A 24,260-nucleotide genomic window follows, 5' to 3' on the forward strand; every position below is an offset into this window, starting at 1 on the left:
GGGCCGTCCCTCACCTGCTGGAACGCGAAAAGAGCAATATCCGCCGCGGCGCTTGCCTGCCGTCGGTCCTCCTGATGCGCACCACCTGCTGCTGCTTGGCGCCGAGGCGCAGTTCGGCCGCGGCGAAGAGGCGATCGACGATGTAATAGTTGCCCCGTACGCGGTAGTTGACGAGCTGGTTGTCCCCGTCAGCACCGACGATGAAGAGCGGCGGGGCCTCGCCCTGATCGATGCGGCGCGGAAACTCGATGTAGACCTTGCTGCCATCATCGAACGCGCGCGTCGGCCTCCAGGGCGGCATGTCGCCGGTAATCGAATAGCGGAAGCGAATATTTTCGAGAGCCACATTCGACGCCACTGGCATAGCGGCGTCGGCCTGCGCATTGCGCCGGCGTAGCGCGATGATCTGGTCCTCGCTGTAAGTCCAGGAGATGGCCGCCATGGCGGTCTTATCCGTGCTTTGAAGCTGCAGGTGATAGCTTCGCCGGTCCGTGGTGATCACCAGATTGGTGGCAAGTCCTGGCGCGAAGGGCTTCACCAGCACATGGGTGCGCTGGTCATCGCCGGAGCCACTGACGGTGTCGCCAATTACCCAGCGCACTGTGTCGCCGGCCGACACGGATTGGAGTTTCTCGCCTGACTGCAGAGCGATATCGCTGACGCGCTCCGGTGCGGCATAGAGCTGGTAGAGCGCGCCTTCGGCAAAAGGGTAAACCTGCACCGCATTCACATAGCCATATTTGGTGGGTTGCTGCGTCGCCGCCTTGTTGGCATCGGCGACACGTTCTTCAGGCGAGCGCCTGTCTTCAGCAGCCTTGCCCGGCTCGGGCTGCAACTGGCCGGGCAGCGGCAGCGGTGTCGGCACTTCCACGACCTTGACGGGCTTCTCCGGCGCCTTCTCGATTGCCGCCGGTTGGAACTTGGCAGCATCATAGGAAATCTGAGGTGGCGGCACCGGCTTCGAGGCACAGGCGGAGATGACCGCAGCCGACGTCGACAGGACCAGCGCAGTGCGGAGCGACGAGAGTCTATTTATCATTGGCGGACTCCTTTAGGGGAACGGAAGTCTGCGCGGCACTGTCGAGCTCGCGCGACCAGTCGATGGCATTGATGAAGACGCCGAGCGGGTTTTTGCGCAGCTGATCGGTATTGTTCGGCGGCCGGATCACAATGGTGAGGATCCCGGTCCAACGCGTTGTGCTGGCGAGGCTGCCGCGCTCAAAGACCTGCTCGGTCCATTTGACTTGAAAGGAGCTCTCGGACGCTCGAACCACGCTCGTCACCTGCACCGAGACGCTGCGCGTGCCGATCTTGCCGAACGGATCATTGGCCTTAGCGTACTCGTTGAGAAAGAGGGCTGCACGGTCGGTGGCAAAGTCGTAGGCCGAGAGCCAATTCTGCCGCACCAACACCGCATCGGTGGAGACGGAGCGGACATTCTGGATGAAGCGGCCGAGATGCCAGGCAATCTGGGCATCGTCGGGCTCGTAGGTTTGGATTGCCGGCGCGACAGCCCGTGTCTCACCGAAGCGGTCGACCTCGACGACATAGGGCACGACGCGGCCCTGCATCGACTGCCACAAGAGTCCACCAGAGAGCCCGATGGCCAGAGCGAGGCAGCCAAAGGCGATCAGGCGCCAGTTCCTTGCCTGCACGCGCGCAGTGCCGATGCGCTCGTCCCAAAGTTGGGCGGCCTTCTGGTATGGTGTGACGGGGTGGGGCGTCTTCCCGTAACGCTGAACAGGTCGCTTGAAGAGCATCTAGTCTTCCTTATCGTTGAGAGAGGGGTTGGCGCCGCTTCCACCCCGATCGCCATCGCGGACGGCCTGCGTGGCGGCGTGGCGATGGGCGCGCGCGGTCTGTTCGGAACGCAAGCGCCTCGCCCACGCCGGCGCGGCATTGGCACCTGACGCGGCAGGGTTTCCGGTCATTGATGCGGTCGGCGTGCCGCCCGTCGCGGTCCAGGCGGCATCGCGGCCGGCATCGGCGCTGCGCCGGAATGGTTCTGTTGCAGATCGCATTCCCCGAATCGCGGCGCCGCCAGCTGCGCCGGCAACGCCCTGCAGTCCAGCAGCTACCCCGGAGAGGCCGGACTCGGGCGATGTTGCACGCCTCATCTGCCAAGCTGTGGAAGCAGCCGATCCCATGGCCGTGCCGGCTCGAACGGCGGCGAGACCGCCGCCGGTTGCCATGCGCGCGCCGGCAAGCGCCGCACCTCCGGCAACGAGCGTTGATCCGGCGGCCGCCGCGGTGGTTCCGAGTGCGGCTCCCGCGCCAAGCTGCGGCGCGCCGGAAACAAGACCCGAGGCAATTCCCGGTCCGAAAATGCCGAGCCCAAGCAGCGCCAACGCGCCCAGTACCTGTGACATGGCCGCGGCCAAGTCCGGCTCCTTGCCTTGCAGGGCGGAAGCGAACTCGCCGAAGAGCGTGGAGCCGATGCCGACGATGACGGCAAGCACCATCACCTTAATGCCCGACGAGATCACATTGCCGAGCACGCGCTCGGCCAGAAACGCCGAGCGGTTCCAGAGCGCGAAGGGCACCAGAACAAAGCCGGCCAATGTGGTGAGTTTGAACTCCAGGATGGTGACGAAAAGCTGGATGGAAAGGATGAAGAAGGCGATGAGGACCAGGAACCAGGCGAGAAGCAGCACGAAGATGGTCAGCGCGTTGCCAAAGATCTCGGGGAAGCCGACTAGCTGGCTCGCTTGATTGAGCAGCGGCCAGGCGCCCTCGAAGCCGGCCGCGGCAATGCGGCCTGGCCGCAGGAGACTGTCGGCGGACAAATTGCCGGACGAAGCGTTGATGCCGAGCCCGGCAAAGGAGCGGTAGATGATGTCGGCAAGGCTTCTGAAATTGTTCAGGATGAATGCGAAGGCGCCGACATAGAGCACCTTTCGGACGAGCCGACCGAGAATATTGGGTTCGCCGCCGAACGCCCAGACCAGGCCCGCCAGCGCGATGTCAATGCCGATCAGGATGGTAGTGAGAAAGGCGACGTCGCCCGAAAGCAGACCGAACCCGCTGTCGATATAGCGGATGAAGGTCTGCATAAAGCGATCGATGACGCCGAGGTCATTCATGTCGCCGTCTTCCTCGTTGTCTTGAAGACTGCTGATCAGTTGCCGGGATAGGCCGTACCGGTGCCCAGGAAACGCTTCGTCGTCTCGCGGGCGGCTTCCTCGGACTGCGCCTTGCGGGCAGCATCTTCGGCTTCAGCCCGGAACTGGGTCGCGAGCAGCGTCTGGATCTGCATCTGCTGCTTGGTCGAAAGCGCGATCAGCTGATTGGTGGCCTGGCTTGCCTCAAGGGCACCTGCCGCGCCCTGACTGCGGTTGACGAGATCGGTAAGCAGGTCGCCGTCGGCCCGCACGTTCTCCACGATCTGCGACTGCGCGCTCATGGTTTGGCGGAACGCCTGCATGGCGTTTTGCCAGCGCTCGCGCGCGGCGCTCGCCACATCGTTGACCTCGATTGTGGCGTCGTAGCTTTCCGGATATTGCACACGCCACTGGTTCTGAAGCTTGTCGAGATCGAAGCTCAGGCCGCTGGCCTGGGTCATCAGGCCGTCGATCCGTTGGAGCGAACCTGTGAGCTGGCCCACGGAAGAAAAATCCAGGCGCTGAAGGTGCCGCGCCATGTTCTGCAGCATCGTCGCCTGGTTCTGAAGCGACTGGATCTGGTTGTTTATCTGCTCCAGGGAACGTGCCGCTGTCAGCACGTTCTGCGCATAATTCGACGGATCGAACACGATCAGGGCGTGGGCCGGCTGGACGTAGTCGGCCATTGGTTTTGCGATCAGGGAAACGGTGATCAGGCTGGTGAGAAGGCGGCGCCGCATCATGACGATTGCTCCTTGTCTGGTTGAGGGAATTGCTGGAGAAGCTCGGCAGCCCAATCGAGGCCGCGCGCAATCAGAAACCGGGCGGCAAAGCCCTCCTGTCCGTGCTCTGACAGCACCTTGTCGATTAGGGTCTGCGTGGCCGGATCAGAGGCGCCGCAGAGCGCAAGAGCGATCGGGCCGAGCCCGAGCTCGAAGAGGCGGTTGCCGCGGCGCGACTGCAGATAATACTGGCGCTTCGGTGTGGCACGGGCGACCAATTCGATTTGCCGCTCGTTCAGGCCGAAGCACTCATAGGCTGCCCGCACCTGCGGTTCCACGGCACGGTCATTGGGAAGAAAAATGCGCTGTGGGCAGCTCTCGATGATTGCCGGCGCGATCGACGAGGCAGCGATGTCTGCAAGTGACTGCGTGGCGAAAATGACGGAGACGTTCTTCTTTCGCAGCACCTTCAGCCATTCGCGGATGCGGGCGGCAAAGAGAGGGTTGTCGAGATAGACCCACGCCTCGTCGAGCATCAGCAGCGTCGGCCGTCCGTCGAACCGCTCCTCGAGACGATGGAACAGATAGGTGAGCACCGGGAGCACAGCGCCTTGGCTGTGCATCAGCTCTTCGGTCTCGAAACACTGCACATCCGACAAAGCCAGCCGATCTTCATCGGCATCGAGCAGCCGGCCGAAGGGACCGTCGAGCGTGTAGGGCATCAACGCGGCCTTGAGCCCATTGGACTGAAGCAGAACCGACAGGCCCGTCAGCGTGCGTTCCTGCACCGGCGCAGTCGCAAGGCTGATGAGTGCCGACCAGATCGCCTCCTTTACCTCCGGCGTAACGCTGACATTCTCATGGGCAACGAGGCCGGCGATCCATTCCGCCGCCCAGCTGCGAGTAGTCTGGTCGCCGATATTGCTCAGTGGCTGGAAGGCAAGCGCACCATCCGCGCCCAGCGCGTGGTGTTCTCCGCCCATGGCCAGTGTTGCCGCACGAGCCGAATTGCCCTTGTCGAAGACATAGACCTGCGCCCCGGCATAGCGTCGAAACTGCAGAGCGACTAGCGCGAGCAGAACCGACTTGCCGGCACCGGTCGGCCCAACGACCAGCATGTGGCCGACATCGCCGACGTGGGTGGAAAGCCGAAACGGTGTCGACCCGTTGGTCTCTGCGAAGAGAAGCGGCGGGGATTCGGTCCCAGTCACGTTGGCGAGATGCTCGTTGTCCACCGGACCGGCCCACGCCGACGACAGCGGCATGACATGGGCAAGATTCAGCGTGTGAACGAGCGGCTGGCGAACGTTAGCGTAGACATGACCGGGCAACGAGCCGAGCCACGCCTCGACCGCGTTGATGCTTTCACGGATCGTGGTGAAGCCGAGCCCATTGACTATGCGCTCAACCGCTCGGAGCTCTTCCGCGGCGGCCTGCCGGTCCTGGTCCCATACCGTCACCGTTGTGGTGAGATAGCCGAAGCCGACGTGATCGCCGCCCAATGCCTGAAGGGCGGCATCCGCATCGAGCGCCTTGTTGTCGGCGTCACTATCGACGAGAGGGACGGGTTCGTTGGTCACGACCTCGCGCAGGATGGCTGCGACCGATTTGCGCTTGGCAAACCACTGACGGCGCAACCGGGTCAGTGTCTTTGTGGCTTCCGTCTTGTCGAGCGGGATGAAGCGCGTCATCCAGCGGTAGGCGAAATCCTGATGGTTGAGCGCGTCGAGGATCCCTGGCCGGGTGACGTTCGGGAAACCAAGAACGGTGAGGGTGCACAGATGCTGCTCACCCAGCATCGGCTCCAGGCCGCCGGTAAGCGGCGCGTCAACCAGAACACCGTCGAGATACATTGGCGTTTCCGGCATGGCGACCGGATGGCGGTAGGTCGAGATTGTGCCGTGCAGATAGGTTAGCGTCTCGGCATCATCGAGGGCGCGCACTTCCGGCATGAAGCCGGACAGCAAATCCAGGACGCGGTCGGTCTCGTCGCGAAACCACGCCAGCTCCTGGCGCCAGTCTCTAGCCCCTCCCGAGTGATGCGAGTCGACCAGTGCGCTTTCCGCCCGCGCCTGGCCATCTGGCGCCGGCATGAAGACCAAGGTCAGATGATAGCGACTCTCGAAGTGCGCGACCTTGCCCTCGAAGGCCGCGCGCCGTTCCTCATCGACCAGCCATGAGGCAGCATCGGGAAAAGCCGAGCTCGGATAGCCCAGCGCTTCAACGCGCTCGGCCTCGAAAAACAACCCCCATCCGGAGCCCAACCTTCGTAGCGCATTGTTGGCTCGTGCGCAGATGCCGACCAACTCGGCTTCGGTCGCGCTTTCAAGGTCGGGGCCACGGAACCGGAAGGTTCGCTGGAAGCTACCGTCTTTATTGAGCACGATGCCGGGCGCCACCAAAGCGGCCCAGGGCAGATGATCGGCCAGCCGATCGGCTTTGCCGCGATACTCCGAAAGGTTCAGCATGCAAGCCACCCTTTCAGGCGAAGATGACGGACAAGCACGCTGGCGAAGTCCGGATCGCGGCGAGCGGCAAAGACCGCGAGCGTGTGGCCGGCGATCCAGAGCGCCAGTCCGGCGATCCACTGCTGCAGGCCAAGTCCGATGGCGGCGGCCACCGTGCCGTTGAGGATCGCCACCGCTCGCGGCGCGCCGCCCAGCAGGATCGGCTCAGTCAATGCCCTGTGAACGGGGACTTCGAAACCCTCGATATGCTGCTCTCCGGTGGCCATCAGACGAGTGCCCCGCCGCCGAAGGAGAAGAAGGAGAGAAAGAAGCTCGATGCCGCGAAGGCGATCGACAGGCCGAAGACAATCTGGATCAGCCGGCGAAAACCGCCTGCCGTGTCGCCGAAAGCAAGGGTCAGGCCGGTGGTGATGATGATGATCACCGCGACGATCTTGGCGACCGGTCCCTGGACCGACTCAAGGATCTGCTGCAGCGGCTGTTCCCAAGGCATGCCGGAGCCCGCTGCGTGGGCCGGGACGGTGAGAAGAAACGCGAGCGCGGTGGACGAAAGGAAGCGAAGCTTCTTGAGCATGAGGTGACCTTTCAAAACTGCTGGAGTTGCGGAAGCGTGAGCGGGGTGAGGGCGTAATCACCGCTGCTGTCGAGACCGGTGACCTCAGCGATCGCGTCAATGCGGCGCGAGGATCCGCGCCCAGCGATGAAGACGATCAGATCTACCGCATCAGCGATGAGGCGGCGGGGAACGGTGACGACGGCTTCCTGGGCGAGCTGCTCGATACGGTAGAGAGCGGAGCGCGCCGAATTGGCGTGAACCGTCGCGATGCCGCCGGGATGCCCGGTGTTCCATGCCTTCAGCATGTCCAGGGCTTCCGCGCCCCTGACTTCGCCCACGATGATGCGGTCGGGTCTGAGCCGCAGGGTCGAGCGCACGAGATCGGCGAGCGTGACCGAGCCCCGCCTCGTCCTCAAGGCAACGCAATCCTTCGCCGCGCATTGCAGTTCGCGCGTGTCCTCGATCAGGATCACCCGCTCGTCGCAATCGGCGGCTTGTGCCAGCAGCGCATTGGCAAGTGTTGTCTTGCCCGACGACGTGCCGCCGGCGACCAGGATGTTGCGCCGCTCGCGGACCGCCTTCTTCAGCGCATCGGCCTGCAGCGGCAGCATGACCCGGTCGGCGACATAGTCGGCCAACGTGTAGAGTTTCGCCGCAGCCTTTCGGATGGCGAAGCATGGCCCCAGCACGACAGGCGGCAGCAGACCCTCGAAGCGCTCGCCCGATGGCAATTCGGCGCTGACAATCGGATTGTCCGCATGCGCCTCGGCGCGCACGTGGGAGGCGACCAGGCGGATGATGCGTTCGGCCTCAGAAGGATGCATGTGCACGCCGGTGTCGACCCGGCCTTCACCCAACCGGTCGAGCCGCAGCGCACCGTCGGGATTGACCATCACCTCAATGACGGTCGGATCGGCAAGGGCTTCGGTGATCGCCGGACCCATGGCGGTGCGCAGCATGGCGCGGCGGCGATGGTCGGCTTCCGGATGAGAACTCATCCTTCCCCTCCCCTGCGATCGTCGGTGCCAAGTGACCGTTTCCCGGAAGCGATTTGGCGGCCGACCTGTTCGACGAATTTCTCGAAGCGCTCCTGGGCAATCGCTTGCGTGGCCTTGTCCGGCACCGGCGTGTGAGCATGAAGCGTGATCGAAAAGCGGATGAAGAGCGCCAGGCTCTCCAGGATCATCTCGACATCGCGCCTGACATGTCCGAGGTCACGGGAAAGACGGTCGAGCCTCTTGCCGTAGCGGTGGTCGAGTTCATTCTCCCCACGCCGCTCGATAAAGGCCTCGACCGCGTGCGCCACAATGGCCGATTTGGTGGTCGATGGATTGCGGCTGAGGTTCTCCAGCTTCTCGCTCAACTCGGGTCCAAGCAAAAACTGGTGACGAATGCGGTGGGGCTTCATGCTGCTTGTTCCCTCTGACCGGCGCTGATGCAACGGCGACGGGAACGAGCATCGTCGAGATCCTCGAAATCGCTTACGGCCGTTATCTACGCTGAGATGCGCCCGCGTATGGCGCGCCGTTCAGAAGCCGGGCACGATGTCCTTGTCGTCGCCCATTCCCTCATTGAGGCCGTACGCACGTGCTGCGGTGGAAATCCGATCCATGACGCGCTTGTCGGCGAGCGTCTCGCAGTCATCGTCTGCGGGCGTGAACAGATCGCCATGATCAGGCTCCTGGGCGACGAGGGTCCGTTCTTCGGGCAGGCCCGGATGGCGCTGCTGCTGGACACCTCCGTCTTCGATTGCCGCGCCGGCACTGTCGTCGTCGCCAGCAAGACGCCGATCCAGGCCGCGCACCTGTCCGCTCCAATCGTCCGGGCGCGACGTGGGCCGATCCGCGTAGGCACCGTCGCGCAGCACCGGCGAAGGCAGCACTCGCTCCGTGAAATTCGGATCCTGGTAATAACGCAACTTCTTGGCGCGAATCGGCGGCAATCCCGAAACCAGGATTAGTTCGTCAGCCTGCGGCAACTGCATCACCTCACCCGGCGTCAGCAGGGGGCGAGCGGTCTCTTGGCGGCTTACCATGACGTGGGACAACCAGGGCGCCAACCGATGGCCGGCATAGTTGCGCATCGATCTGAGTTCCGTCGCGGTACCGAGCGCGTCCGAGATGCGTTTGGCCGTGCGCTCGTCATTTGAGGAAAAGGCAATCCGCACATGGCAATTGTCGAGAATGGCGTTGTTCTCGCCATAGGCCTTGGAGATTTGGTTCAACGATTGCGCTATCAGATAAGCGCGGATGCCGTAGCCTGCCATGAAGGCGAGCGCAGTCTCGAAGAAGTCGAGCCGACCGAGCGCCGGAAATTCATCCAGCATCATCAGGAGCTGATGCTTGCGGCTCTTCTTTGGATCGCCCTCCAGGCGCTCGGTCAGCCGCCGGCCGATTTGATTGAGCACCAATCGCACCAGGGGCTTAGTGCGCGAGATATCCGACGGCGGCACGACCAGATACAGCGACATCGGTCGCTCGGCATCCACAAGGTCGGCAATGCGCCAGTCGCAGGCCGATGTTGCCGCGGCCACCGTTGGATCACGATAGAGCCCGAGAAACGACATGGCGGTCGAGAGAACGCCTGAGCGCTCGTTCTCTGACTTGTTCAGCACCTCACGAGCCGCCGAGGCCACGACCGGATGGACCTGGGGCTTGTCCACCGTGCCGAGGTGGTTGGTGGTCATCATCCGCTGCAGTGTCGCAGCGAATGAGCGTTGCGGGTCCGACAGGAAGGTGGCGACACGGGCGAGTGTCTTTTCCTCTTCGGCGTAGAGCACGTGCAAGATGGCGCCAACTAGAAGTGAATGACTGGTCTTCTCCCAATGGTTCCGCCGCTCCAGCGCGCCTTCCGGATCGACGAGAATGTCGGCGATGTTCTGAACGTCGCGGACCTCATCTGGACCTTTGCGCACTTCCAGCAGCGGGTTGTACCGCGCCGATCTCGGATCGGTCGGATTGAACAAGAGACAGTGCGAGAACTTCGACCTCCAGCCAGAGGTCAGCTGCCAGTTCTCGCCTTTGATGTCGTGAATGACGGCCGAGCCGGTCCAGGAAAGAAGGGTTGGAACAACGAGTCCGACGCCCTTGCCCGACCGTGTCGGCGCAAAGGCCATGACGTGTTCCGGTCCGTCATGGCGCAGATAGCGATAATTCAGTCCGCCAAGGAAAACGCCGGCCGGCTGAAACAGGCCCGCCTTCTCGATCTCCAGCTTCATGGCCCATCGTGAGGACCCATAGGTGGTGACCAACCCCCGCTGCCGTGCGCGCCAGAGGGACCCAGCTATCGCGGCGGCACAGCCCAGGAACCCGCTGGCTCCGGCAAGTATGCCAGCCTTGTCGAAGACTTCAGGCGCATAGGCGTCAAATTGGAACCACCATTCGAACAGTTTCCACGGCTGGTAGATCGGCCAGCCGACTGTCACAAACCAGGGCGCGCCGAGTGGCGGCTGATAGGAGAGCATGTAGGCGCACCATTGGGTTGCAGTCCACACGCCAAGAATGACAATTGTGAATACGACAGCGATCTGCCCAATCAGCAACTTCGTGGGTGTCAATGGCTTGCTCCGCTCTTCTGGGCAGACGGACCAAACATCGCGCCGAGCGATGAGAATTCGAACGGCCTCTACGTGCGACCAGGTGCGATGACAAGGTTGATAGGCATTGTTCACCTGCGAAAGCGAAAATCCGCCGCAGCAACCTGTCGGCGGTGCCAGGTACGCGGTTGGTCGCAGAAATGTTGGCTTCTGTGCAGGCACATTAGATGTGCTGACAGACAAACCTCAGACAAGTCCGGAAGATATGCCCGCCTATCATTGGAGCCGACGCGTTTGTGCGGGTAGCGAGGAAGATTCTGGCCGGCGATGGATGGCGGATCCACACTGCCTTTTTACGCGCTTCGAAGCACGAAGCGTGAACCATTTGTGCCTCGATCTTGGTTCGGTCTCGGCTTGCAGGAGGTCGATTGACGAACGCCAGCCTGGTCGTACGCGGAGTTCGTGAGAAAGCTTAACGTCAGCGACATCGACATCGAAAATGCGATCACCGAGCGAAAGGTGAAATGTCGCGCCGCTGACGCTTCAAAGCCAAGCCCGCGCGCCTCACCGATAAGAGCTTTAGCTATCGCGTTGGCGGCATCGTCGCGGTGCCTTCGGGACGTCGAATAGGCCCACCCGCGGCGCTCGCACTCGATCTCGGCGCGGGTTTTCCCTTGTCTCATCGCCCTGTCAGCGCGTTGCAAATGAGCGAAACCAAGCTGTCGCGCGCTCGCTTGTGAAGCGCGCCTTTCGGCTGCCATGCAAGGAAATCATCAACGCTCATCCAATCAACCGGGTTTGTGTCGGCGTCTGGCTGGCTGAATTCCACATACAGATGCAGTTCGTCCGGCACGAAGACGACCCTCCACGATCCTTTGATATCGTTGGCAAGGTTGTAGGCGATGGCGGTCATGGCGATCCACTCCTTCGCCTGGAGCGTGCCTATCTCACGGGAAAATTCCATCGCCAGAAGTTGGTATTGACGCTCCCGCTTTCTCAGAAATCCAACGTCCACGTGATGCCGAAAGGTGCAGCTAGCTTTTTGTGCATTCGATTGGGAACACTGGACCGCCGCGAAAGTTCGGTGCACGCAGCGAATCCTCCACCTGCAGGTATTGCTGCAGATCGGTATCCCGATCGGCCCGCGCTCCCGCAAGGCGCGGGCCTCGGCCTGTGGTGCTCATGCCATCTACTTCGATCCGCAAGGTGGAATATGATCTGGATAGAAGGACCCTCTCGGTGTGGTTCGTCGCCAGCCGTAAACGGTACGAGTTTGAGGGGGTACCGCCGGAAACCTTTGCCGCGTTCCGGGCCGCGTTCGCCAAGGGCCGCTATTTCAACGACCACATCCGCAACAATTTCCGCTACCGTCTGGTTGCGAGCGATAGCTACCCGGGATGACCTGACCTGCCGGCGGCTCAATCGTCCGGTCGCTCCAACCGGCGGTTGGTGGACGCGTTGCCGCCGTTGCGCTTAGGGTTGGTCCGCGCTCACTTGGCAAGCCCAACCCCCCGCATCCCCCCGCCTGGTGCAAAGCGTTTGATCGATCCCGCCGTTCTGGCAGTGCGGCGGGACTTTTTTGCGGTCCAGGTGGAACATCGGCGCGCGGGGAAGGCGGGGTGCACGCAGCACCCTTTTTCTAATCCAACGTGTGGCGCGCTGAAGGGTCTCAACGTCGGTCTGCCGCCGGAGCTCAACTAGCTGGACTATTGCTCGACCGGAAGCGGCTCGTGCTGCGGCTCAGCGTGGTGGAACACCTGTCCAAGATCGCGCGCGTCGAACGTTTGGCCGCAGACTGGGCAGTAGACCAAGTGCTTCGACTCGTCCTCTACCGGCCCGTCATGCGGCCTGCCCTCATAGCCGGTCGCGATGTTGTCGGTTCTAATCCGGGGCATCGACAAGTGCCTTTCGTCGTTTTGGCGGCCGATATTTCTCCATTAGCCGGACCTTGTCACGGTCGACCGTGACCAGCGGCCCGAGGTCGATCGTCACGGTGTCCTCGTCGATGCGCGTGACCTCGCCTTTCAGGTCGATTTGCTGGCCTCGGTTCACCTTGGTGTGGTCGATGATGGAATGTGGGAAGTCGTAACCTGGGATAGAGACGCTTACGCGGTCCTCTGTTATCCGCCTTCGAACCGTGGCAGTAATCGCCACCTGGTCACCAATGCCTATTCCCCGAGCCATGCCATGGATTCTGGTGCGGGCAGTGTCCTCTTCAAGAGGTTCTAATATACGCTGGCCATCCTAAGGCTGACCTACGACCAGAGTTACAAAAGTTGAACGTCATCGGGGAACACTCCTTCTGTCTGCCTGTTCAATTTGCCAGGCGCATCCCGCGCATTCAGACAGGAGAAAGAAGATGAAACGCATCCTTTTGGCTTCGGCCGTGCTGGCGGTGTCGGCCGGGCTTTCCTTTGCCCAGACGACCAGCGGAACTTCGAGCGGAACCTCGACGAGCGGAACCTCGACCACGACGACCATGCCCAGCACGACGGATCAGGGCACCGGCACGACGAGCAGCGGGACCAACATGTCCGGCGATCAAGGCACCGACACGACCACCACCAGCGGCACCACAAATCCGAACTCGGCCAGAGACTGCGCGCCCGGCCAGCAGACTGGCAGCGCTCAGCAGGCGGCGCCTGGTCAGCAGGACACGGCAGCCAACACCGCCGCGCCGGGCCAGGTGAAAAAGACCGACGAAGGTTGCTGATTGGCACATCGGCTCAGGTTGGAATCACCAGCGTGTGGCTGGCTGATCTCCCCCGACCACCGCCTGAACTCAACTCGGCTGGCGAGCAAGTTCCCGCCAGCTCAACGTTCTGTTGCTGAAAATACTGGACCAGATCTATGCGTTCTCACCGTGGCGCCAGCGAAGCGACGACACCGGGGCGGGACAGGCGAGGCCGCTACAGCTCCAGGCTTGTCTTCCCGGTGCGCACGGCGTCGACGACTTCGCTCATCGAGTCGAGGACGAGCTGGCCGACGATCCGCATGCGGATCAGCAACTCAGGGTCGATCGAGGGACGGCCGATCGGGCAGGCCGCACCCTAATACCCAAGCGGAAAGGCCACGCCCACGCCTGGACACGGCCAGTGTATAGCGGCGGGCTGCTTGCCAAATGAGCTCTAGTGATGTCGAGCGCCCGCTGCGCCGATATGAGCGTGGAGGCCACGAACAGGCGTATCAAAGGTCTGGCCTGATCGCGCCGGTTGATGATGCGGATAAAGGCCTGGTGGCCAGGCATCAGCGGCTCGGCCGCCGCCACGATCTCGGCCTGCCGCCACTTGTAGAAGGGCGCCAGATACTGGCGGATGGCCTTGAGCGTAGCGTCACGCTGGAGCGCCAACGGATCGGGATCGATGCCGCCAAAAGGCGACAAGACCAAGTACCCAGGACGGAAGCCAACAGCGATGGGGAAGCGCGACAAGATCGTGAAGTTGGATGCCGAGGGCATGACCAGAACAGCGATAGCCAAAGGGACTGGGGGTCAGTGAGCGGAGCGTTTATCGGGCGCTTCAGGGGACCGGTGAGCGCCGATAGGTGACCACTAGGACTACGAGGCGAATTAGGCCCCACCAGACTATGAAACGCTCCTCTCCCAAGCTGACCGCGCTCTTCCGTATCTTGACCCTCAGCTTCAGACGCCTGTCGAGGAAGTGTTCGACGCTGGCCATCACCCGTGCGCCCGCACGCTCGCTGCGAACATAGAGGGCAGTCGTCGGCGTAGCGAACGAAGCAGTGCTTGCGTCGCTCCAGTTCCTTGTCGAGTTCGTCCAGCATTCCGACTTTGAAACATGGCTGATTTCCACACAGTCGCGGCGGGGCAAGACCGGCTTTTAAGCGTTTGAGACGGATCTCATGGATGGTCGCTGGCTCTGGATGACGGAAACGGATCAAAACGACGGCTGGATGCTCTGCATAGCCAACGAGATCACAATCTGCGGCTTCGGAAGCGAGGCTAGTCTCCATGACGTCAGGGCACGCCGCCGCTTCCGGTCTGCCAGCCTGGCGCATGTGTCAACAGTTCCGAGCCGAAGCACTGCACCGCCCTCCCAGCCAAAGAAAGTTGGCTCGCCCGACTGGCAGAAGAAGACCTCGATGCTTCGCGCCTTCGCGGGGCCGTCAGCCAGACCATCGCCGGTGGGCCGCCGAAGGAACGTGGCATCCTTGCCGCGCTGCGCCGATCCCGCTGCCGGAGCCGATCTCCAGGTCAAGATCTGATGCGACATCTGCTCGATACAAACCGCCTCGGAGCCCCTGCTCTAAAGGACGGCCCAACGAAACGACCATAATCTTTTCATCTCCTCCCTCACAGCCGTCGAATTCGTCGCGGTGTGCTTGAGAAGCCGTCGGCAAGCGGCGTGACGAGCTCGAAAAATAGTTCGCGGCGTCGGACGGTGCACAGATGCTTTTTGCCGGCCGGGTCCTGTTGTACGACGAGAGGATGGTCCGGCTAGGCAAAGTGCCGGGCCCAAGGAGAGCCAGCTCAGCCTCAATCGCATCGGCCAGCGATTCTTTGAATTCGCGGTAATCCACATTCATGCAACCACTGCCCTTGTCTTCGCGTTTAGCTGCGTTCAATCGTGGGGAGCGACAAGAATGCGGGCCTTCAGTCCAATTACAATCTGCCTCAATCGCAACCTGACGGTGGTCGCGTCCATAGCCGACGCAATGAAGGTGCTTCAGCAACCATGGCCTAGAATGGGAAAGCCGGGGCGGCTCAACGCGATCCGAATGGTCGAGGAGTCCCTCGCCGGGCATTGCAGCCAGCAAGCTGCGCTCGAGGCCTTCAAGGCGGCCGCGGCTGAACAGGGACTCCTTAGAACAAGAGGGACCACCGCAGGTCTGGGGAAAATTGCGCGGATGGTTGAAGATCTGATGTGAGGTCATGCCGGCCTCGCTAACACTGAAGAGCCGCCCCACTTGAAGCCGAAATACTGCCTTCTCCCGCGGCAGCCGAAACGCCTCAAAACGGGCTATTAGCCTGGACGTGAGAAGGCCCTGGCTGCACAGTCTAAATGAGATCGACTGATCGTCGTAGGGCCCGTCGAAGTCAACGGGCTGGACCAAGCGTGTCAAAGACACGACTGGCGAAGAGATCGTGCCCAGCAGAGCGTGAGGGATCGCGATGCCAAGACCGATGCCGTCGAGCCGAGACACTCGCGGTCGAAGAGACCACGGAGAATCATCTGCTCATCAAGCCCAGTTCTCCGCGCAATCCTGATCGCGATTTTTGATAAGGTGCAGCCGCACTGTTTGGCCAGCGCAGAAATTCACCGTCGGATAAGTGGGTCCTGGCTGTCCCGGACGCGAAGACAGCCGAGCGTCCGTGCGAAGCGCCGCGAGATTTTTGAACAAAAGCGCGAGCTCTCTACGCTTGCCGAGGGCTTCAGGCGGAAAGCGTCTCCTGGCGATATCCGCTGCGATGAAGTCGCCGACCCGAAGGTTCTTCATCCGACTGACCCATCATCCAGCTCTCGGCGACCTGCATTTGCGGCTCGGACCTGTGGCCGTATAGGGGGATCCAGAATGTCGAAGCCCCATGCACATGGGTCAAGAATACTGCGGCATCATCATGGAGGTCGGCAGCGAAATCAGGACGGTTCGTCCCGGCCAGTTCGCTGGCGGAGAGTTGGCTTTCGAGTTTGCTGAGGCCGAGTGAGACGGCGCAAGCCATTGCCAGAACTTGATGTTTTCTGAGTTCGCTCTGCACTGGGGTCATACACCTTGATATGGTCTTATGTCCTTAGTCCTAGGACAGAGGACACACCGCATGAATGGGATGAGAAGTCAGGATATCGTGGTGCTTCTGAAGCTCGTGAGCTTGCAGGAGCAGGAGGGGCAAGTTGGCTCCGGGGAGCTTCATTGGAGCTTCTCGGGCGGGGCCCCGTACTCAGTTCGCGGCCTGGAATCGCTACTCGGGATCAGCAAAACGAGATTGACGCTTCCATCAAGCGAAGCCTCTCGTCGGGACTCGCCATCAAAGATCGAGATACGGGCCGAGCCAATCCCCATCGCCGCAATCTACACAATTTTATCGTCCACGGACTGAAATTTGTGTTCCCCGCAAGGCGGGCGGCATCACGCGCGGCATGCCGACGGCCTTTGCCGCGCCAATGCTAAAAGGACTGCTGATAAGCGGCGGTGAGTACATCCACATCTGGCCGTTTGCGGAAGGCCGGGATATGGGGCAATCGATCGAGCCCTTGTTTAAGAGCGTGCCTGAAGCTGTTCCGAAAGATGAGCGGCTGGACGAATATCTTGCGCTTGTCGATGCGATCCGGCTCGGAAACCAGCGGGAGGTGGGCCTTGCCGGTGAGCGGCTTTCTGAAAGGCTTCTGAAGAAATGACCATCCGAGGCCAGCTGCTCCACATGCTACAGATAGTAGCCGAGGCGCTGGGAAGCGACTTTCGGGAGCATCTGATATTTGTGGGCGGATGCACGACCGCTCTTTTCATTACCGACGAAGTCACGCTTGGGGATGTCAGGGCGACGGACGATGTCGATCTCATTGTCGATCTACTCCGCAAAGCGCGGTGTTGGTCGGAGATAATAGAACCTTATACCGCAATCCAACTTAGCTAGTTGTAATGTCCCCTCCTCTTTTGCAGCAGCCAGGAATGCCCTGCAGGCCTCCTCCGGCTCCATCTGACGCTGCCCCCAGTTTCTATCCATTTTTGAGTTCCTCAGCCCTCCAGGAACGCCAGAAGCGCCGCATTCACCGCGTTGCTCTCTTCGCGTTGAACCCAATGCGTCCCCTCCTCGAAAGTCTGCAGGCGGCCATCGTCGCAAAGGGCGAGACTGCGCTTGGCCAGCCCGGATTCCAGAGCCTGGTCCTGCATCCCCCACATAACAAGAGTGGGCGTCGTGATCCGCTCCTTCAGGCTCGGGCGAAAGCGCAAGGCGCGATACCAGTTGAGCATGCTGGTCAGCGCCCCCGGCCGCTCCCAAGCCTGCCGATATTCTGCAATCTCCTCTTCTTCGAAGGCGCCTTCCCGGCTGGATGTCCTGAGTGCCCGTGCGAGCAAGGCCGAGCGGCGCGCACCCAAAACGGCTTCGGGCAGCAAGGGGATCTGGAAGAAAACCGCGTAGCTGCTCCGCAGAAACTGCGTCGGAGATCGCAGGGCATGGGTAAACAGCACCTCGGGATGGGGCGCATTCAGGATGACGAGCTTGTCCAGGCGATGAGGCAACTTTGCCCCGGCGGCCCAAGCGACGATGCCGCCCCAGTCATGGCCGACGAGGTGAAACCTTCCGATGCCGAGCGCGTCGGCCAGGGCGACGACATCGCCGAGGAGCTTGGGGAGCGTGTACTCGCGGATGCCCTCTGGCTTGTCGCTGGTGTTGTAGCCCCTCTGGTCGGGAACGATGACCCGATATCCGGCGGAAGCGAGCGTACCGATCTGCCGTCTCCAGCCGATCCAGAAGTCCGGGAAGCCGTGCAGGAGCATGACCGGCTTACCCTCGGCAGGCCCGGCCTGAACGACATGAAGCCGAATGCTTCCGGCGTTGACGAACTGATGTTCAGGCGCGAGTGAGATCATGGCTGGTAACGTGGGTGTCGTTAAAATGATCCAGCGCAATGAGGATTTAGATCAGGCTGCGTCGTCCCGACAACATGCACGCTCAGCCGTCGCATCCCCCGCCACATGGGCATGGGAGCCGAAGGGCCAAGTGGGGATGGCGCAGGTGTTGCTGCAGGCGGCGGATGTTTATTTGTAAGCGCAGGTCTGCACCTGCATCCTTTGGCGCTATTATACGTTTGCCCCGCGAAGAAGATGCTCCGGACCGGCGGCCATGTCGAAGAAAACAACCGAGGACGCTTACGAAGGTCAAATGCAACTTGAGCGGCGGGCCGAACGGGAGAGCCGCGGACGCAATGCCGAATGGCCGTCAGAGATTCCCAGCCGCGGCTGGAAGGACGTGCTGTGGCGGGTCTTTGCTGAGGTAACCGAGGACCGTGTTATGCTGATCGCGGCGGGGGCTGCATTCTATTTGCTTCTTGCCCTCTTTCCAGCGCTTGCCGCGTTCGTGTCCATCTATGGTTTCGTCGCCGATCCTCAGACCATCGCTGAGCACATTGCGTTCCTTGGCGGCGTACTGCCTTCGGGAGGTCTGGATATTATCAGATCTCAGCTTGCGTCCTTGGCCGCTCAGAAGGCTGGCGCGCTCAGCTTCGGCTTCATCTTCGGCCTTGCCGTCGCACTGTGGAGCGCCAGTAACGGCATAAAGACGCTATTCGAAGCCATGAACATCGCCTACGAGGAGAGTGAAAAGCGCGGCTTCATCCACCTGAATCTCCTGGCCTTGGGCTTCACACTTGGCGCCATCCTCATTGGTATCGGCTTTATCATCTCGGTGGGGATTGTGCCGGCCATGCTTGTGCTGCTGAACCTCGGCGGCTGGACCGAAGCCCTTGTGCGGATCTTTCGGTGGCCGATGATGCTGATCATGGTGGGCGTCGGGATCACGCTGATTTACCGCTACGGACCCAGCCGGGAAAGGGCAAAGTGGCAATGGGCGACATGGGGCGCCTTCCTCGCCGCTGTGGTCTGGATCGCAGTCTCGATAGGCTTCTCCTATTATCTTGAAAACTTCGCCAACTACAACGCCACGTATGGAGCTCTTGGGGCAGTCATCGGCTTGATGATGTGGACTTGGATTTCTGTGATTATCCTGGTTGTAGGTGCGGAGCTGAATTCCGAGATGGAGCATCAGACAGCGATGGACACCACCACAGGTGCGCAGCAGCCGATGGGTGCGCGAGGTGCCACGGTCGCCGACACACTGGGCGGACCGGCCGATGCCGCCGACCAGCAGTCGCGTTTGGACGAGCGCAACGCGTAGCGCGCAGATCAATTTGCACGCCATCGTCAAGCGGCTGCAGCCGAGCGTGAGCAACGGCTCAAGGCGCTGGTCGCCCGGCTTGCCCAGGACTGGCGATCTCACCATCCAGAAGCAACGCAAAAGCATCGTCGCCGATGCCGAAACCTCGCCAGCCTCGACGAGGTTCATTGTTCTGCTCAAGCGTCAGAGCCGCCGACTTGAAGGGCGAGATCGCCTCGCTACTCGACGACGATCCGCTGTGGGCCTGTCTCGATCAGGCCTTCGGTTCGGTCAAGGGCCCCGCGTACTCCTGATGGCCGAGTTGTCCGAGATTGACACCTTTCCAATAAGGCCATCGCCAAACTCGTGGGCTTGGCGCCGATCGCCAATGACAGCGGCAGACGCAGCGGTCGAAGACCGGTGCGCGGCGGCCGTAAAGGTCCGCGCTCCATGCTCTTCCTCATCGCGCTCACCGTCGCCAGATATGATCCCTCCGCGCCTTCAGACAGGAAAGGAAAAGATGACTATTCGCATTGCGCCCGCCCGCAAGCTACCCATCATTCCCAATGCAAAAGCACGCGATGCGCGCCACGAGTTCGCAAACGCAACTTGACACCCCAGATGGTCACTCATTGGGAACCAACGGGCCTTACCTCCGTTTGCTCCTCGAATGGAGGAAACCATGAACAACCGGAATTCTGAACGGCGTCCCCCGACTGCGGTAAGAGCTGGTGACGGTACCTCGGAAGACATAGGAGCGACCGTAAGCGGCACGTTATCCAAAGCGTCCGACATAGCGCAAGGGGCAGCGGAAACCGCCAAACGGGCGGCCGTTGGTGGCGCGTCCACCGTGACCAATCAGGTGAAGGAGATGTTGGACCGTCAGGTCGGCAGCGGCGCCGAGGTGATGGGCCAACTGGCGAGTTCGACCAAGCGTGCGGCCGAGGACCTCGACGCAAACGCACCGATAGTCGCTGGGGTCGTGCGAACCTTCGCGAATAGGCTTGATGGATACGCAGACGACCTGCGAGACAGGTCCGTCGATCAGCTGGTTCTTGCAGCGTCCGATTTGGCGAGGCGCAAGCCGGGTTTGGTGTTTGGGCTGGCCGCCGTAGCGGGCTTTTTGACGTTCCGCACACTGAAGAGCGCGCCTCCCGCACCAGAGTCCATCAAGGGAAGGCGGCAGGGAGCGAACTGATCTGATGGCACAGGAACAACTGAAGAATTCGCCTCTCCCTCAAGCACTGTCGGCAGTGTTGGCGGACGTCGCCGACCTCTTTCAAAAAGAGTTGCGCCTGGCGCATGCGGAGCTGTCCGCCAACGTCTCAACGAAGCTCCAAGCAGGTGTGTGGATGTCTGCTGCTGGCGTGCTGGGAGTGGTCGCCGCTCTGCTTCTAGTGCAAGCCCTCGTACTTGGAATAGCCAGCTTAGGGATGGCCCTGCACTGGTCGTGTCTGATCGTCGCGGCCGCAACGGCCCTCGCCGCTGCTTTCGCCTACTATCGGGGCCGCGCTGATGCGCAAAAAGAACTTCTGCCGACACACTCCATAAGCCAAATAAAGCAGGATATTGCGACAACCAAGGAGCAATTAACATGAGCCGCAATTCACAGGTCCAGGATTTTGGAACGAAAGAATGGCTTCTCAGCTCCGCTAGGAACAATCCCGAAGGCCTTCTGCTCGTCGCAGCAGGGTGCGCGCTGCTAATGCGCAGCCGCAGTTCAAGTGCCGGGCATCGCGAGCAATCCCGTGCAACCGACGGGCGCCAAAATGCTCCGCACGTACGCACCGCCAGCGGCGGGGCGTCCAAAGCGCAGGAAGAGGCTAGCGAGACAGCAGAGGCCATGCGCGACAATTTAGCCGGCATTGGGGAGAAGGTGAGTGAAACCGCAAGTCAGTACGCATCATCCGCCGCGTCATACGCAGAACAGGCCGGTCGCTCCGTATCCGAGAAGTCAGGGCGCGTGGTGCAGCAAGCCCAATCAACGTTGCAAGACACGATTGGCCGCATGGTGGAAGAACAGCCATTGGCTTTTGTTCTGGCCGGCTTCGCAGCTGGTGCCGCTATAGCTGCTGCTTTGCCGGCCAGCGATGTCGAGAGGCGCACGCTCGGCCCAGCAGGAGAGCGATTGACGGATGCTGCTGAAAAAGCTGGGGAACGCTTGAAGTCCTCGACAGCAAAGGCGGGCGAACGGCTCAAAAGCGCCGCCGAGGAACATGGGCTGAATTCGGACGGCCTGAAGGAGGTCGCAAGGGACGTTGCGGGCGCCTTTGGAAGCGCCTTGTCAGAAGAGCAATCAAGTGAACCCGTGCAGCCGCCTTCGCCAAGCCCAAGTGGATCGAGCGGTTCATCCACTCCGGCCGCCAAGCTGCAACCGGGCAGCGCCACCCCTTCGGAAGGAATAACGGCCAAATCGCAGCGGTCGGGCAACGCTCGGTCGAGCAAACCTGCCCGCCCCGGTGGCAAGAGAGATTTATGATGGCCGATCCGCAACTTGAGCATCTTGAATACGAAGTTGAGGCTGCCCGGGCTAAGCTCGCCGAGGACTTGTCGACACTTCGGTCGCCAAACACGCTCTCCGAATTTACCGATGATTTGAAACACGAAGCGCTTGAGGCAAAGGATGCGCTGGTGGAGAAAGCAAGAGCCTCAATGCAATCGGTGGCGCAGGCGATTATTGACGATCTCAAGGCCAAGGCGGCTGCCAATCCGAGCGCTGCTTTGGCGATTGGGGCCGGTTTGGGGTGGCGTTTCCTCCGCCATCCGCCGATCGCAACCGCACTCGTCGGAGCGGGATTGATCAGCTTGTTGCGGACCAATTCAGCCCGGCCACCCAGCGAGCAGCAGGTTGATCACCTATCGTACGCCAAGGAGCGCCTGAAGGAGCAATCTAGCGATTTGGCGGAAAGCGTCAGTGATTTCGCTCTTGAAACGGCTGGCAAAATAAAACGCGAAGCTGCCGAGTTGACCGGCGTGGCCAAGGAAACTGTTAAAGAGAAGACAGAACGTCTGGCTGCGGGTATCCGCCATAGCGGCGTTGGGCCGCACCAGGGCGAGACTGTCGCAAAAGCATCCGCACCCTTCGATGAAGCTTCGTTAGCTGTTCAAGACGCATCAGGCAATGAGCATACCGAGGACAAACTCCTTCTGGCGGCGGCGGGTTTGGCAGTCGCCGCGGCTGTCGGCTTTGCCTATCAACGACGTCTGAATGAGCAGATGGACACCGACCGAACTGGATGAGCGTAGACAGAGGTCATTGCAGAGAAACAGGCAAAGTATGGTGCCGCGCTCACATTTATCGAGTCCCGACGAGTTCAGCCATCGGGTTGCATATTCTGGAACCACGGACGGCGCGCACGGCGGAGAAGATCGGACAAAGCGGTCAACCCCTTCGAGCATGATGATCGTCGGCCGGTCGGTCACGGCCTTCAGCGAAACCGCCAGCGACCGGCTGAAGCGGAATTCACCCCGAACCGTGCAAGTGCTGCCGACCCCATAACGTGAGCGCAACGGCGCGCTCTGTCCGCTGTCAGGACGAACTTTCTTCGATCCAGCTTGGCGCTGCCGGTGCCCGCGCACGCACTGCTCAGTGATCAGGGACGAGTGTTCTCGGGCATTCCGCTATCGCGACCTCGTTTCGAACGTTTTAACACGCCCCCTCAAGCTTGATCTCGCCGAGCGCTGCGCTAGCCCTTCCGATCTTGGCTAGTGCCAATGTATTCGACCAGGCTTGCGCAGACGAACGCTTCAACTCTCTAAGTGACGACGCCGCAATATTAGCATCGCTCGTCGTTGCAATTTCTCGAAATGCGCAGCTCGGGACCGCCTGCTAGGCGTGTTCGTTGCCCAGCGTTCACGAAGGGGAATGCGCTAGCGGACGAATCCCGATCACCCAGTTCACGGTCACTACGTTCCTACCCGATCACCGCTTGGCGCTGTCGCTGTCCGCTTCGGCCCGCGCAAGGAACTGCTCGGTCGTCGAGGGAAGACGGGTTTTCAGCCAATCCGCCATCGCGACTTCCTCTCGCAGATTCTCTTCGCAAACCCGAAGAGCCTCCGTTTCGCCGAGCGATCGAGCAGCGGCAATCAGGATCGTGTAGGAGGCGATTTCCATGTGCTCGAACGTGTAGCTCGCGAGCGATCCTTTCATCACCTCGTCTCCAGCGAAGACGCCGCTCAGCGATTGCGCCATCGCCGTCAGCTTACCGCCAGCGTCCTTCATCGTGGATGAACCCTCGTCCATCTGATCGAGACAAGTCTTCAGCCGGGCAGCCTGCTGCTTCGTCTCGTCGAGGTGCTGTCGGATCCGGTCGCTCAGCTCGGGATAGTTCTCGATGCGACCCAACTGCCCGTTCAACATCGTTTCGGCCTGCTCTTCCATGGCATGGGCATCTCTAAGCCATTGGACAAACCATTCGCGGCTTTCTGACATCTCGAATCTCCTTTGCGATCTAAGGAAACTTTCAGAAGAGGACATTGTTCCGGAGTAGAGCCCGCCGAACGGGCCTTGACCGTCGCAGAGATCAGCGTCGTGGCGGGTCTCAATTCACCTCGCGAAAATCCTGCAGCGATGCGTGGAAAAGGCCAAGATCGCGGAAGATCGGCGCAAGGAAAACGGCCCGTGGACGCTCGCCGCTGCGCCGCTCCATCACAAAGTCCAACTGGCACTGGCCGCTTCCTGGCATCCGACGCGGCGACATACGGCGACATATTGAAGGTCCCGCATGGCATACTGCGACCGCTGCATGTCGTTCCCGGCAAGTAAGAACGGCAAGCAAATGAAGCTACCAGCGCTCGGCGAAGCTGAAGTGGATTCTCGACGAGGCGCTGATCGCGGCCGCTGGCGCTCCGCATTGAGCCTTGTGCCTCACCGCGCCACCGCAGTCACAAGGAACGCGACGGCCTCTCCGCTCGTTGATTGCTTTTCGACTCGAGCCGCCGTCATGAGGTTCTAATATACGCTGGCCATCCTAAGGCTGACCTACGACCAGAGTTACAAAAGTTGAACGTCATCGGGGAACACTCCTTCTGTCTGCCTGTTCAATTTG

The 24,260-nt window shown here is 61.2% G+C and carries 25 protein-coding genes and 3 pseudogenes; 12 read left to right on the plus strand and 16 right to left on the minus strand.

Translation table 11 applies throughout. From position 1 onward, the window contains the following. Positions 1-10: 10 nt before the first annotated feature. The 11 genes from trbG to NKH17_RS23820 form a co-directional block, all read right to left on the minus strand. Positions 11-1,039: a P-type conjugative transfer protein TrbG gene (trbG, locus tag NKH17_RS23770; RefSeq protein ID WP_352864846.1), complete on the minus strand. Its 1,029-nt coding sequence runs from the start codon at positions 1,037-1,039 to the stop codon at positions 11-13. After that, entirely contained in the window at positions 1,029-1,760 is a 732-nt protein-coding gene (gene trbF, locus NKH17_RS23775; protein WP_352900644.1) for a conjugal transfer protein TrbF, read from the minus strand. The genes trbG and trbF overlap by 11 nt, the downstream gene beginning before the upstream one ends. Continuing rightward, on the minus strand, positions 1,761-3,083 hold the full coding sequence (gene trbL, locus NKH17_RS23780; RefSeq protein WP_352972460.1) for a P-type conjugative transfer protein TrbL: 1,323 nt from the start codon (positions 3,081-3,083) through the stop codon (positions 1,761-1,763). Between the two features lie 35 nt (positions 3,084-3,118). Next, complete coding sequence (gene trbJ, locus NKH17_RS23785) at positions 3,119-3,844, minus strand: P-type conjugative transfer protein TrbJ (protein ID WP_352473678.1); 726 nt, start codon at positions 3,842-3,844, stop codon at positions 3,119-3,121. Next, the gene (gene trbE, locus NKH17_RS23790) at positions 3,841-6,291 is read right to left on the minus strand and encodes a conjugal transfer protein TrbE (protein ID WP_352473680.1); all 2,451 of its coding nucleotides are present in this window, start codon (positions 6,289-6,291) and stop codon (positions 3,841-3,843) included. Before trbE ends, trbJ begins: the two co-directional genes overlap by 4 nt. Next, a complete protein-coding gene (locus tag NKH17_RS23795; RefSeq protein WP_023680309.1) occupies positions 6,285-6,557 on the minus strand; it encodes a VirB3 family type IV secretion system protein in 273 nt (90 codons plus the stop codon). Before NKH17_RS23795 ends, trbE begins: the two co-directional genes overlap by 7 nt. After that, positions 6,557-6,865, minus strand: a complete 309-nt coding sequence (locus tag NKH17_RS23800; RefSeq protein ID WP_023680310.1) for a TrbC/VirB2 family type IV secretion system protein — start codon at positions 6,863-6,865, stop codon at positions 6,557-6,559. Before NKH17_RS23800 ends, NKH17_RS23795 begins: the two co-directional genes overlap by 1 nt. A gap of 11 nt (positions 6,866-6,876) precedes the next feature. Further along, positions 6,877-7,845, minus strand: a complete 969-nt coding sequence (gene trbB, locus NKH17_RS23805; protein ID WP_352473682.1) for a P-type conjugative transfer ATPase TrbB — start codon at positions 7,843-7,845, stop codon at positions 6,877-6,879. Then, a complete protein-coding gene (locus tag NKH17_RS23810) occupies positions 7,842-8,255 on the minus strand; it encodes a CopG family transcriptional regulator (RefSeq protein WP_352458763.1) in 414 nt (137 codons plus the stop codon). The genes trbB and NKH17_RS23810 overlap by 4 nt, the downstream gene beginning before the upstream one ends. A gap of 120 nt (positions 8,256-8,375) precedes the next feature. Continuing rightward, a complete protein-coding gene (locus NKH17_RS23815) occupies positions 8,376-10,403 on the minus strand; it encodes a conjugal transfer protein TraG (protein WP_352900649.1) in 2,028 nt (675 codons plus the stop codon). 658 nt (positions 10,404-11,061) lie between these two features. Continuing rightward, positions 11,062-11,295, minus strand: coding sequence for a hypothetical protein (locus NKH17_RS23820; protein WP_156937480.1), 234 nt, complete (start codon positions 11,293-11,295; stop codon positions 11,062-11,064). A 269-nt stretch (positions 11,296-11,564) separates the two neighbouring features. Here NKH17_RS23820 and NKH17_RS23825 point away from each other — a divergent pair, with 269 nt between their 5' ends. Further along, entirely contained in the window at positions 11,565-11,783 is a 219-nt protein-coding gene (locus NKH17_RS23825) for a KTSC domain-containing protein (protein ID WP_502910620.1), read from the plus strand. A gap of 305 nt (positions 11,784-12,088) precedes the next feature. Here NKH17_RS23825 and NKH17_RS23830 read toward each other — a convergent pair whose 3' ends face one another. Both NKH17_RS23830 and NKH17_RS23835 read right to left on the minus strand, forming a co-directional pair. Continuing rightward, positions 12,089-12,277 carry a hypothetical protein gene (locus NKH17_RS23830; RefSeq protein ID WP_352503331.1) on the minus strand — a complete coding sequence of 63 codons (189 nt, stop codon included), beginning with the start codon at positions 12,275-12,277 and terminating at the stop codon, positions 12,089-12,091. Continuing rightward, positions 12,264-12,566, minus strand: coding sequence for a hypothetical protein (locus NKH17_RS23835; RefSeq protein ID WP_352503332.1), 303 nt, complete (start codon positions 12,564-12,566; stop codon positions 12,264-12,266). Before NKH17_RS23835 ends, NKH17_RS23830 begins: the two co-directional genes overlap by 14 nt. Before the next feature lie 175 nt (positions 12,567-12,741). Between NKH17_RS23835 and NKH17_RS23840 the strand changes: the two genes are divergently transcribed. Then, positions 12,742-13,095 carry a hypothetical protein gene (locus NKH17_RS23840; protein WP_023680319.1) on the plus strand — a complete coding sequence of 118 codons (354 nt, stop codon included), beginning with the start codon at positions 12,742-12,744 and terminating at the stop codon, positions 13,093-13,095. Between the two features lie 288 nt (positions 13,096-13,383). On the opposite strand, the gene NKH17_RS23845 is transcribed toward NKH17_RS23840, so the two are convergent. Beyond that, complete coding sequence (locus tag NKH17_RS23845; protein ID WP_352903017.1) at positions 13,384-13,764, minus strand: hypothetical protein; 381 nt, start codon at positions 13,762-13,764, stop codon at positions 13,384-13,386. A gap of 401 nt (positions 13,765-14,165) precedes the next feature. Between NKH17_RS23845 and NKH17_RS23855 the strand changes: the two are divergent. The 4 genes and pseudogenes from NKH17_RS23855 to NKH17_RS23870 all read left to right on the plus strand — a co-directional run. Further along, positions 14,166-14,321: pseudogene (locus tag NKH17_RS23855) on the plus strand (diguanylate cyclase); the annotation flags it as partial. 735 nt (positions 14,322-15,056) lie between these two features. Beyond that, positions 15,057-15,269, plus strand: a complete 213-nt coding sequence (locus tag NKH17_RS23860) for a DUF982 domain-containing protein (RefSeq protein WP_352516152.1) — start codon at positions 15,057-15,059, stop codon at positions 15,267-15,269. Between the two features lie 462 nt (positions 15,270-15,731). Beyond that, positions 15,732-16,014 (plus strand): annotated as a pseudogene (locus NKH17_RS23865) (alcohol dehydrogenase catalytic domain-containing protein); the annotation flags it as partial. 463 nt (positions 16,015-16,477) lie between these two features. Beyond that, entirely contained in the window at positions 16,478-16,735 is a 258-nt protein-coding gene (locus NKH17_RS23870; protein ID WP_352848010.1) for a hypothetical protein, read from the plus strand. 337 nt (positions 16,736-17,072) lie between these two features. On the opposite strand, the gene NKH17_RS23875 is transcribed toward NKH17_RS23870, so the two are convergent. Further along, positions 17,073-17,930 carry an alpha/beta fold hydrolase gene (locus NKH17_RS23875; RefSeq protein WP_352903021.1) on the minus strand — a complete coding sequence of 286 codons (858 nt, stop codon included), beginning with the start codon at positions 17,928-17,930 and terminating at the stop codon, positions 17,073-17,075. A 253-nt stretch (positions 17,931-18,183) separates the two neighbouring features. Between NKH17_RS23875 and NKH17_RS23880 the strand changes: the two genes are divergently transcribed. The 6 genes and pseudogenes from NKH17_RS23880 (at position 18,184) to NKH17_RS23905 (ending at position 22,452) form a co-directional block, all read left to right on the plus strand. Continuing rightward, positions 18,184-19,233, plus strand: coding sequence for a YihY/virulence factor BrkB family protein (locus NKH17_RS23880; protein WP_352903024.1), 1,050 nt, complete (start codon positions 18,184-18,186; stop codon positions 19,231-19,233). 48 nt (positions 19,234-19,281) lie between these two features. Then, a pseudogene (locus NKH17_RS33475) lies at positions 19,282-19,825 on the plus strand (transposase); the annotation flags it as partial. 237 nt (positions 19,826-20,062) lie between these two features. Next, positions 20,063-20,410, plus strand: coding sequence for a hypothetical protein (locus NKH17_RS23890; RefSeq protein ID WP_156948222.1), 348 nt, complete (start codon positions 20,063-20,065; stop codon positions 20,408-20,410). Between the two features lie 4 nt (positions 20,411-20,414). Further along, complete coding sequence (locus tag NKH17_RS23895) at positions 20,415-20,810, plus strand: phage holin family protein (protein WP_352457931.1); 396 nt, start codon at positions 20,415-20,417, stop codon at positions 20,808-20,810. Then, entirely contained in the window at positions 20,807-21,691 is an 885-nt protein-coding gene (locus NKH17_RS23900) for a hypothetical protein (RefSeq protein WP_352706224.1), read from the plus strand. The genes NKH17_RS23895 and NKH17_RS23900 overlap by 4 nt, the downstream gene beginning before the upstream one ends. Beyond that, the gene (locus NKH17_RS23905; protein ID WP_352706226.1) at positions 21,688-22,452 is read left to right on the plus strand and encodes a hypothetical protein; all 765 of its coding nucleotides are present in this window, start codon (positions 21,688-21,690) and stop codon (positions 22,450-22,452) included. Before NKH17_RS23900 ends, NKH17_RS23905 begins: the two co-directional genes overlap by 4 nt. Positions 22,453-23,134: 682 nt before the next feature. On the opposite strand, the gene NKH17_RS23910 is transcribed toward NKH17_RS23905, so the two are convergent. Further along, positions 23,135-23,644, minus strand: a complete 510-nt coding sequence (locus NKH17_RS23910; RefSeq protein ID WP_352457928.1) for a ferritin-like domain-containing protein — start codon at positions 23,642-23,644, stop codon at positions 23,135-23,137. Positions 23,645-24,260: the final 616 nt, after the last annotated feature.

Origin of the sequence: Mesorhizobium sp. M1334, assembly GCF_040317995.1 — a bacterium.
Lineage (GTDB): Bacteria > Pseudomonadota > Alphaproteobacteria > Rhizobiales > Rhizobiaceae > Mesorhizobium.

Bases quoted from the DNA above. Each gene is read 5' to 3' on its own strand.
- trbG (WP_352864846.1), bottom strand. From the start codon at position 1,039: ATGATAAATAGACTCTCGTCGCTCCGCACTGCGCTGGTCCTGTCGACG.
- trbF (WP_352900644.1), bottom strand. From the start codon at position 1,760: ATGCTCTTCAAGCGACCTGTTCAGCGTTACGGGAAGACGCCCCACCCC.
- trbL (WP_352972460.1), bottom strand. From the start codon at position 3,083: ATGAATGACCTCGGCGTCATCGATCGCTTTATGCAGACCTTCATCCGC.
- trbJ (WP_352473678.1), bottom strand. From the start codon at position 3,844: ATGATGCGGCGCCGCCTTCTCACCAGCCTGATCACCGTTTCCCTGATC.
- trbE (WP_352473680.1), bottom strand. From the start codon at position 6,291: ATGCTGAACCTTTCGGAGTATCGCGGCAAAGCCGATCGGCTGGCCGAT.
- NKH17_RS23795 (WP_023680309.1), bottom strand. From the start codon at position 6,557: ATGGCCACCGGAGAGCAGCATATCGAGGGTTTCGAAGTCCCCGTTCAC.
- NKH17_RS23800 (WP_023680310.1), bottom strand. From the start codon at position 6,865: ATGCTCAAGAAGCTTCGCTTCCTTTCGTCCACCGCGCTCGCGTTTCTT.
- trbB (WP_352473682.1), bottom strand. From the start codon at position 7,845: ATGAGTTCTCATCCGGAAGCCGACCATCGCCGCCGCGCCATGCTGCGC.
- NKH17_RS23810 (WP_352458763.1), bottom strand. From the start codon at position 8,255: ATGAAGCCCCACCGCATTCGTCACCAGTTTTTGCTTGGACCCGAGTTG.
- NKH17_RS23820 (WP_156937480.1), bottom strand. From the start codon at position 11,295: ATGACCGCCATCGCCTACAACCTTGCCAACGATATCAAAGGATCGTGG.
- NKH17_RS23825 (WP_502910620.1), top strand. From the start codon at position 11,565: ATGCCATCTACTTCGATCCGCAAGGTGGAATATGATCTGGATAGAAGG.
- NKH17_RS23830 (WP_352503331.1), bottom strand. From the start codon at position 12,277: ATGCCCCGGATTAGAACCGACAACATCGCGACCGGCTATGAGGGCAGG.
- NKH17_RS23835 (WP_352503332.1), bottom strand. From the start codon at position 12,566: ATGGCTCGGGGAATAGGCATTGGTGACCAGGTGGCGATTACTGCCACG.
- NKH17_RS23840 (WP_023680319.1), top strand. From the start codon at position 12,742: ATGAAACGCATCCTTTTGGCTTCGGCCGTGCTGGCGGTGTCGGCCGGG.
- NKH17_RS23860 (WP_352516152.1), top strand. From the start codon at position 15,057: ATGAAGGTGCTTCAGCAACCATGGCCTAGAATGGGAAAGCCGGGGCGG.
- NKH17_RS23870 (WP_352848010.1), top strand. From the start codon at position 16,478: ATGCCGACGGCCTTTGCCGCGCCAATGCTAAAAGGACTGCTGATAAGC.
- NKH17_RS23875 (WP_352903021.1), bottom strand. From the start codon at position 17,930: ATGATCTCACTCGCGCCTGAACATCAGTTCGTCAACGCCGGAAGCATT.
- NKH17_RS23880 (WP_352903024.1), top strand. From the start codon at position 18,184: ATGTCGAAGAAAACAACCGAGGACGCTTACGAAGGTCAAATGCAACTT.
- NKH17_RS23895 (WP_352457931.1), top strand. From the start codon at position 20,415: ATGGCACAGGAACAACTGAAGAATTCGCCTCTCCCTCAAGCACTGTCG.
- NKH17_RS23900 (WP_352706224.1), top strand. From the start codon at position 20,807: ATGAGCCGCAATTCACAGGTCCAGGATTTTGGAACGAAAGAATGGCTT.
- NKH17_RS23905 (WP_352706226.1), top strand. From the start codon at position 21,688: ATGATGGCCGATCCGCAACTTGAGCATCTTGAATACGAAGTTGAGGCT.
- NKH17_RS23910 (WP_352457928.1), bottom strand. From the start codon at position 23,644: ATGTCAGAAAGCCGCGAATGGTTTGTCCAATGGCTTAGAGATGCCCAT.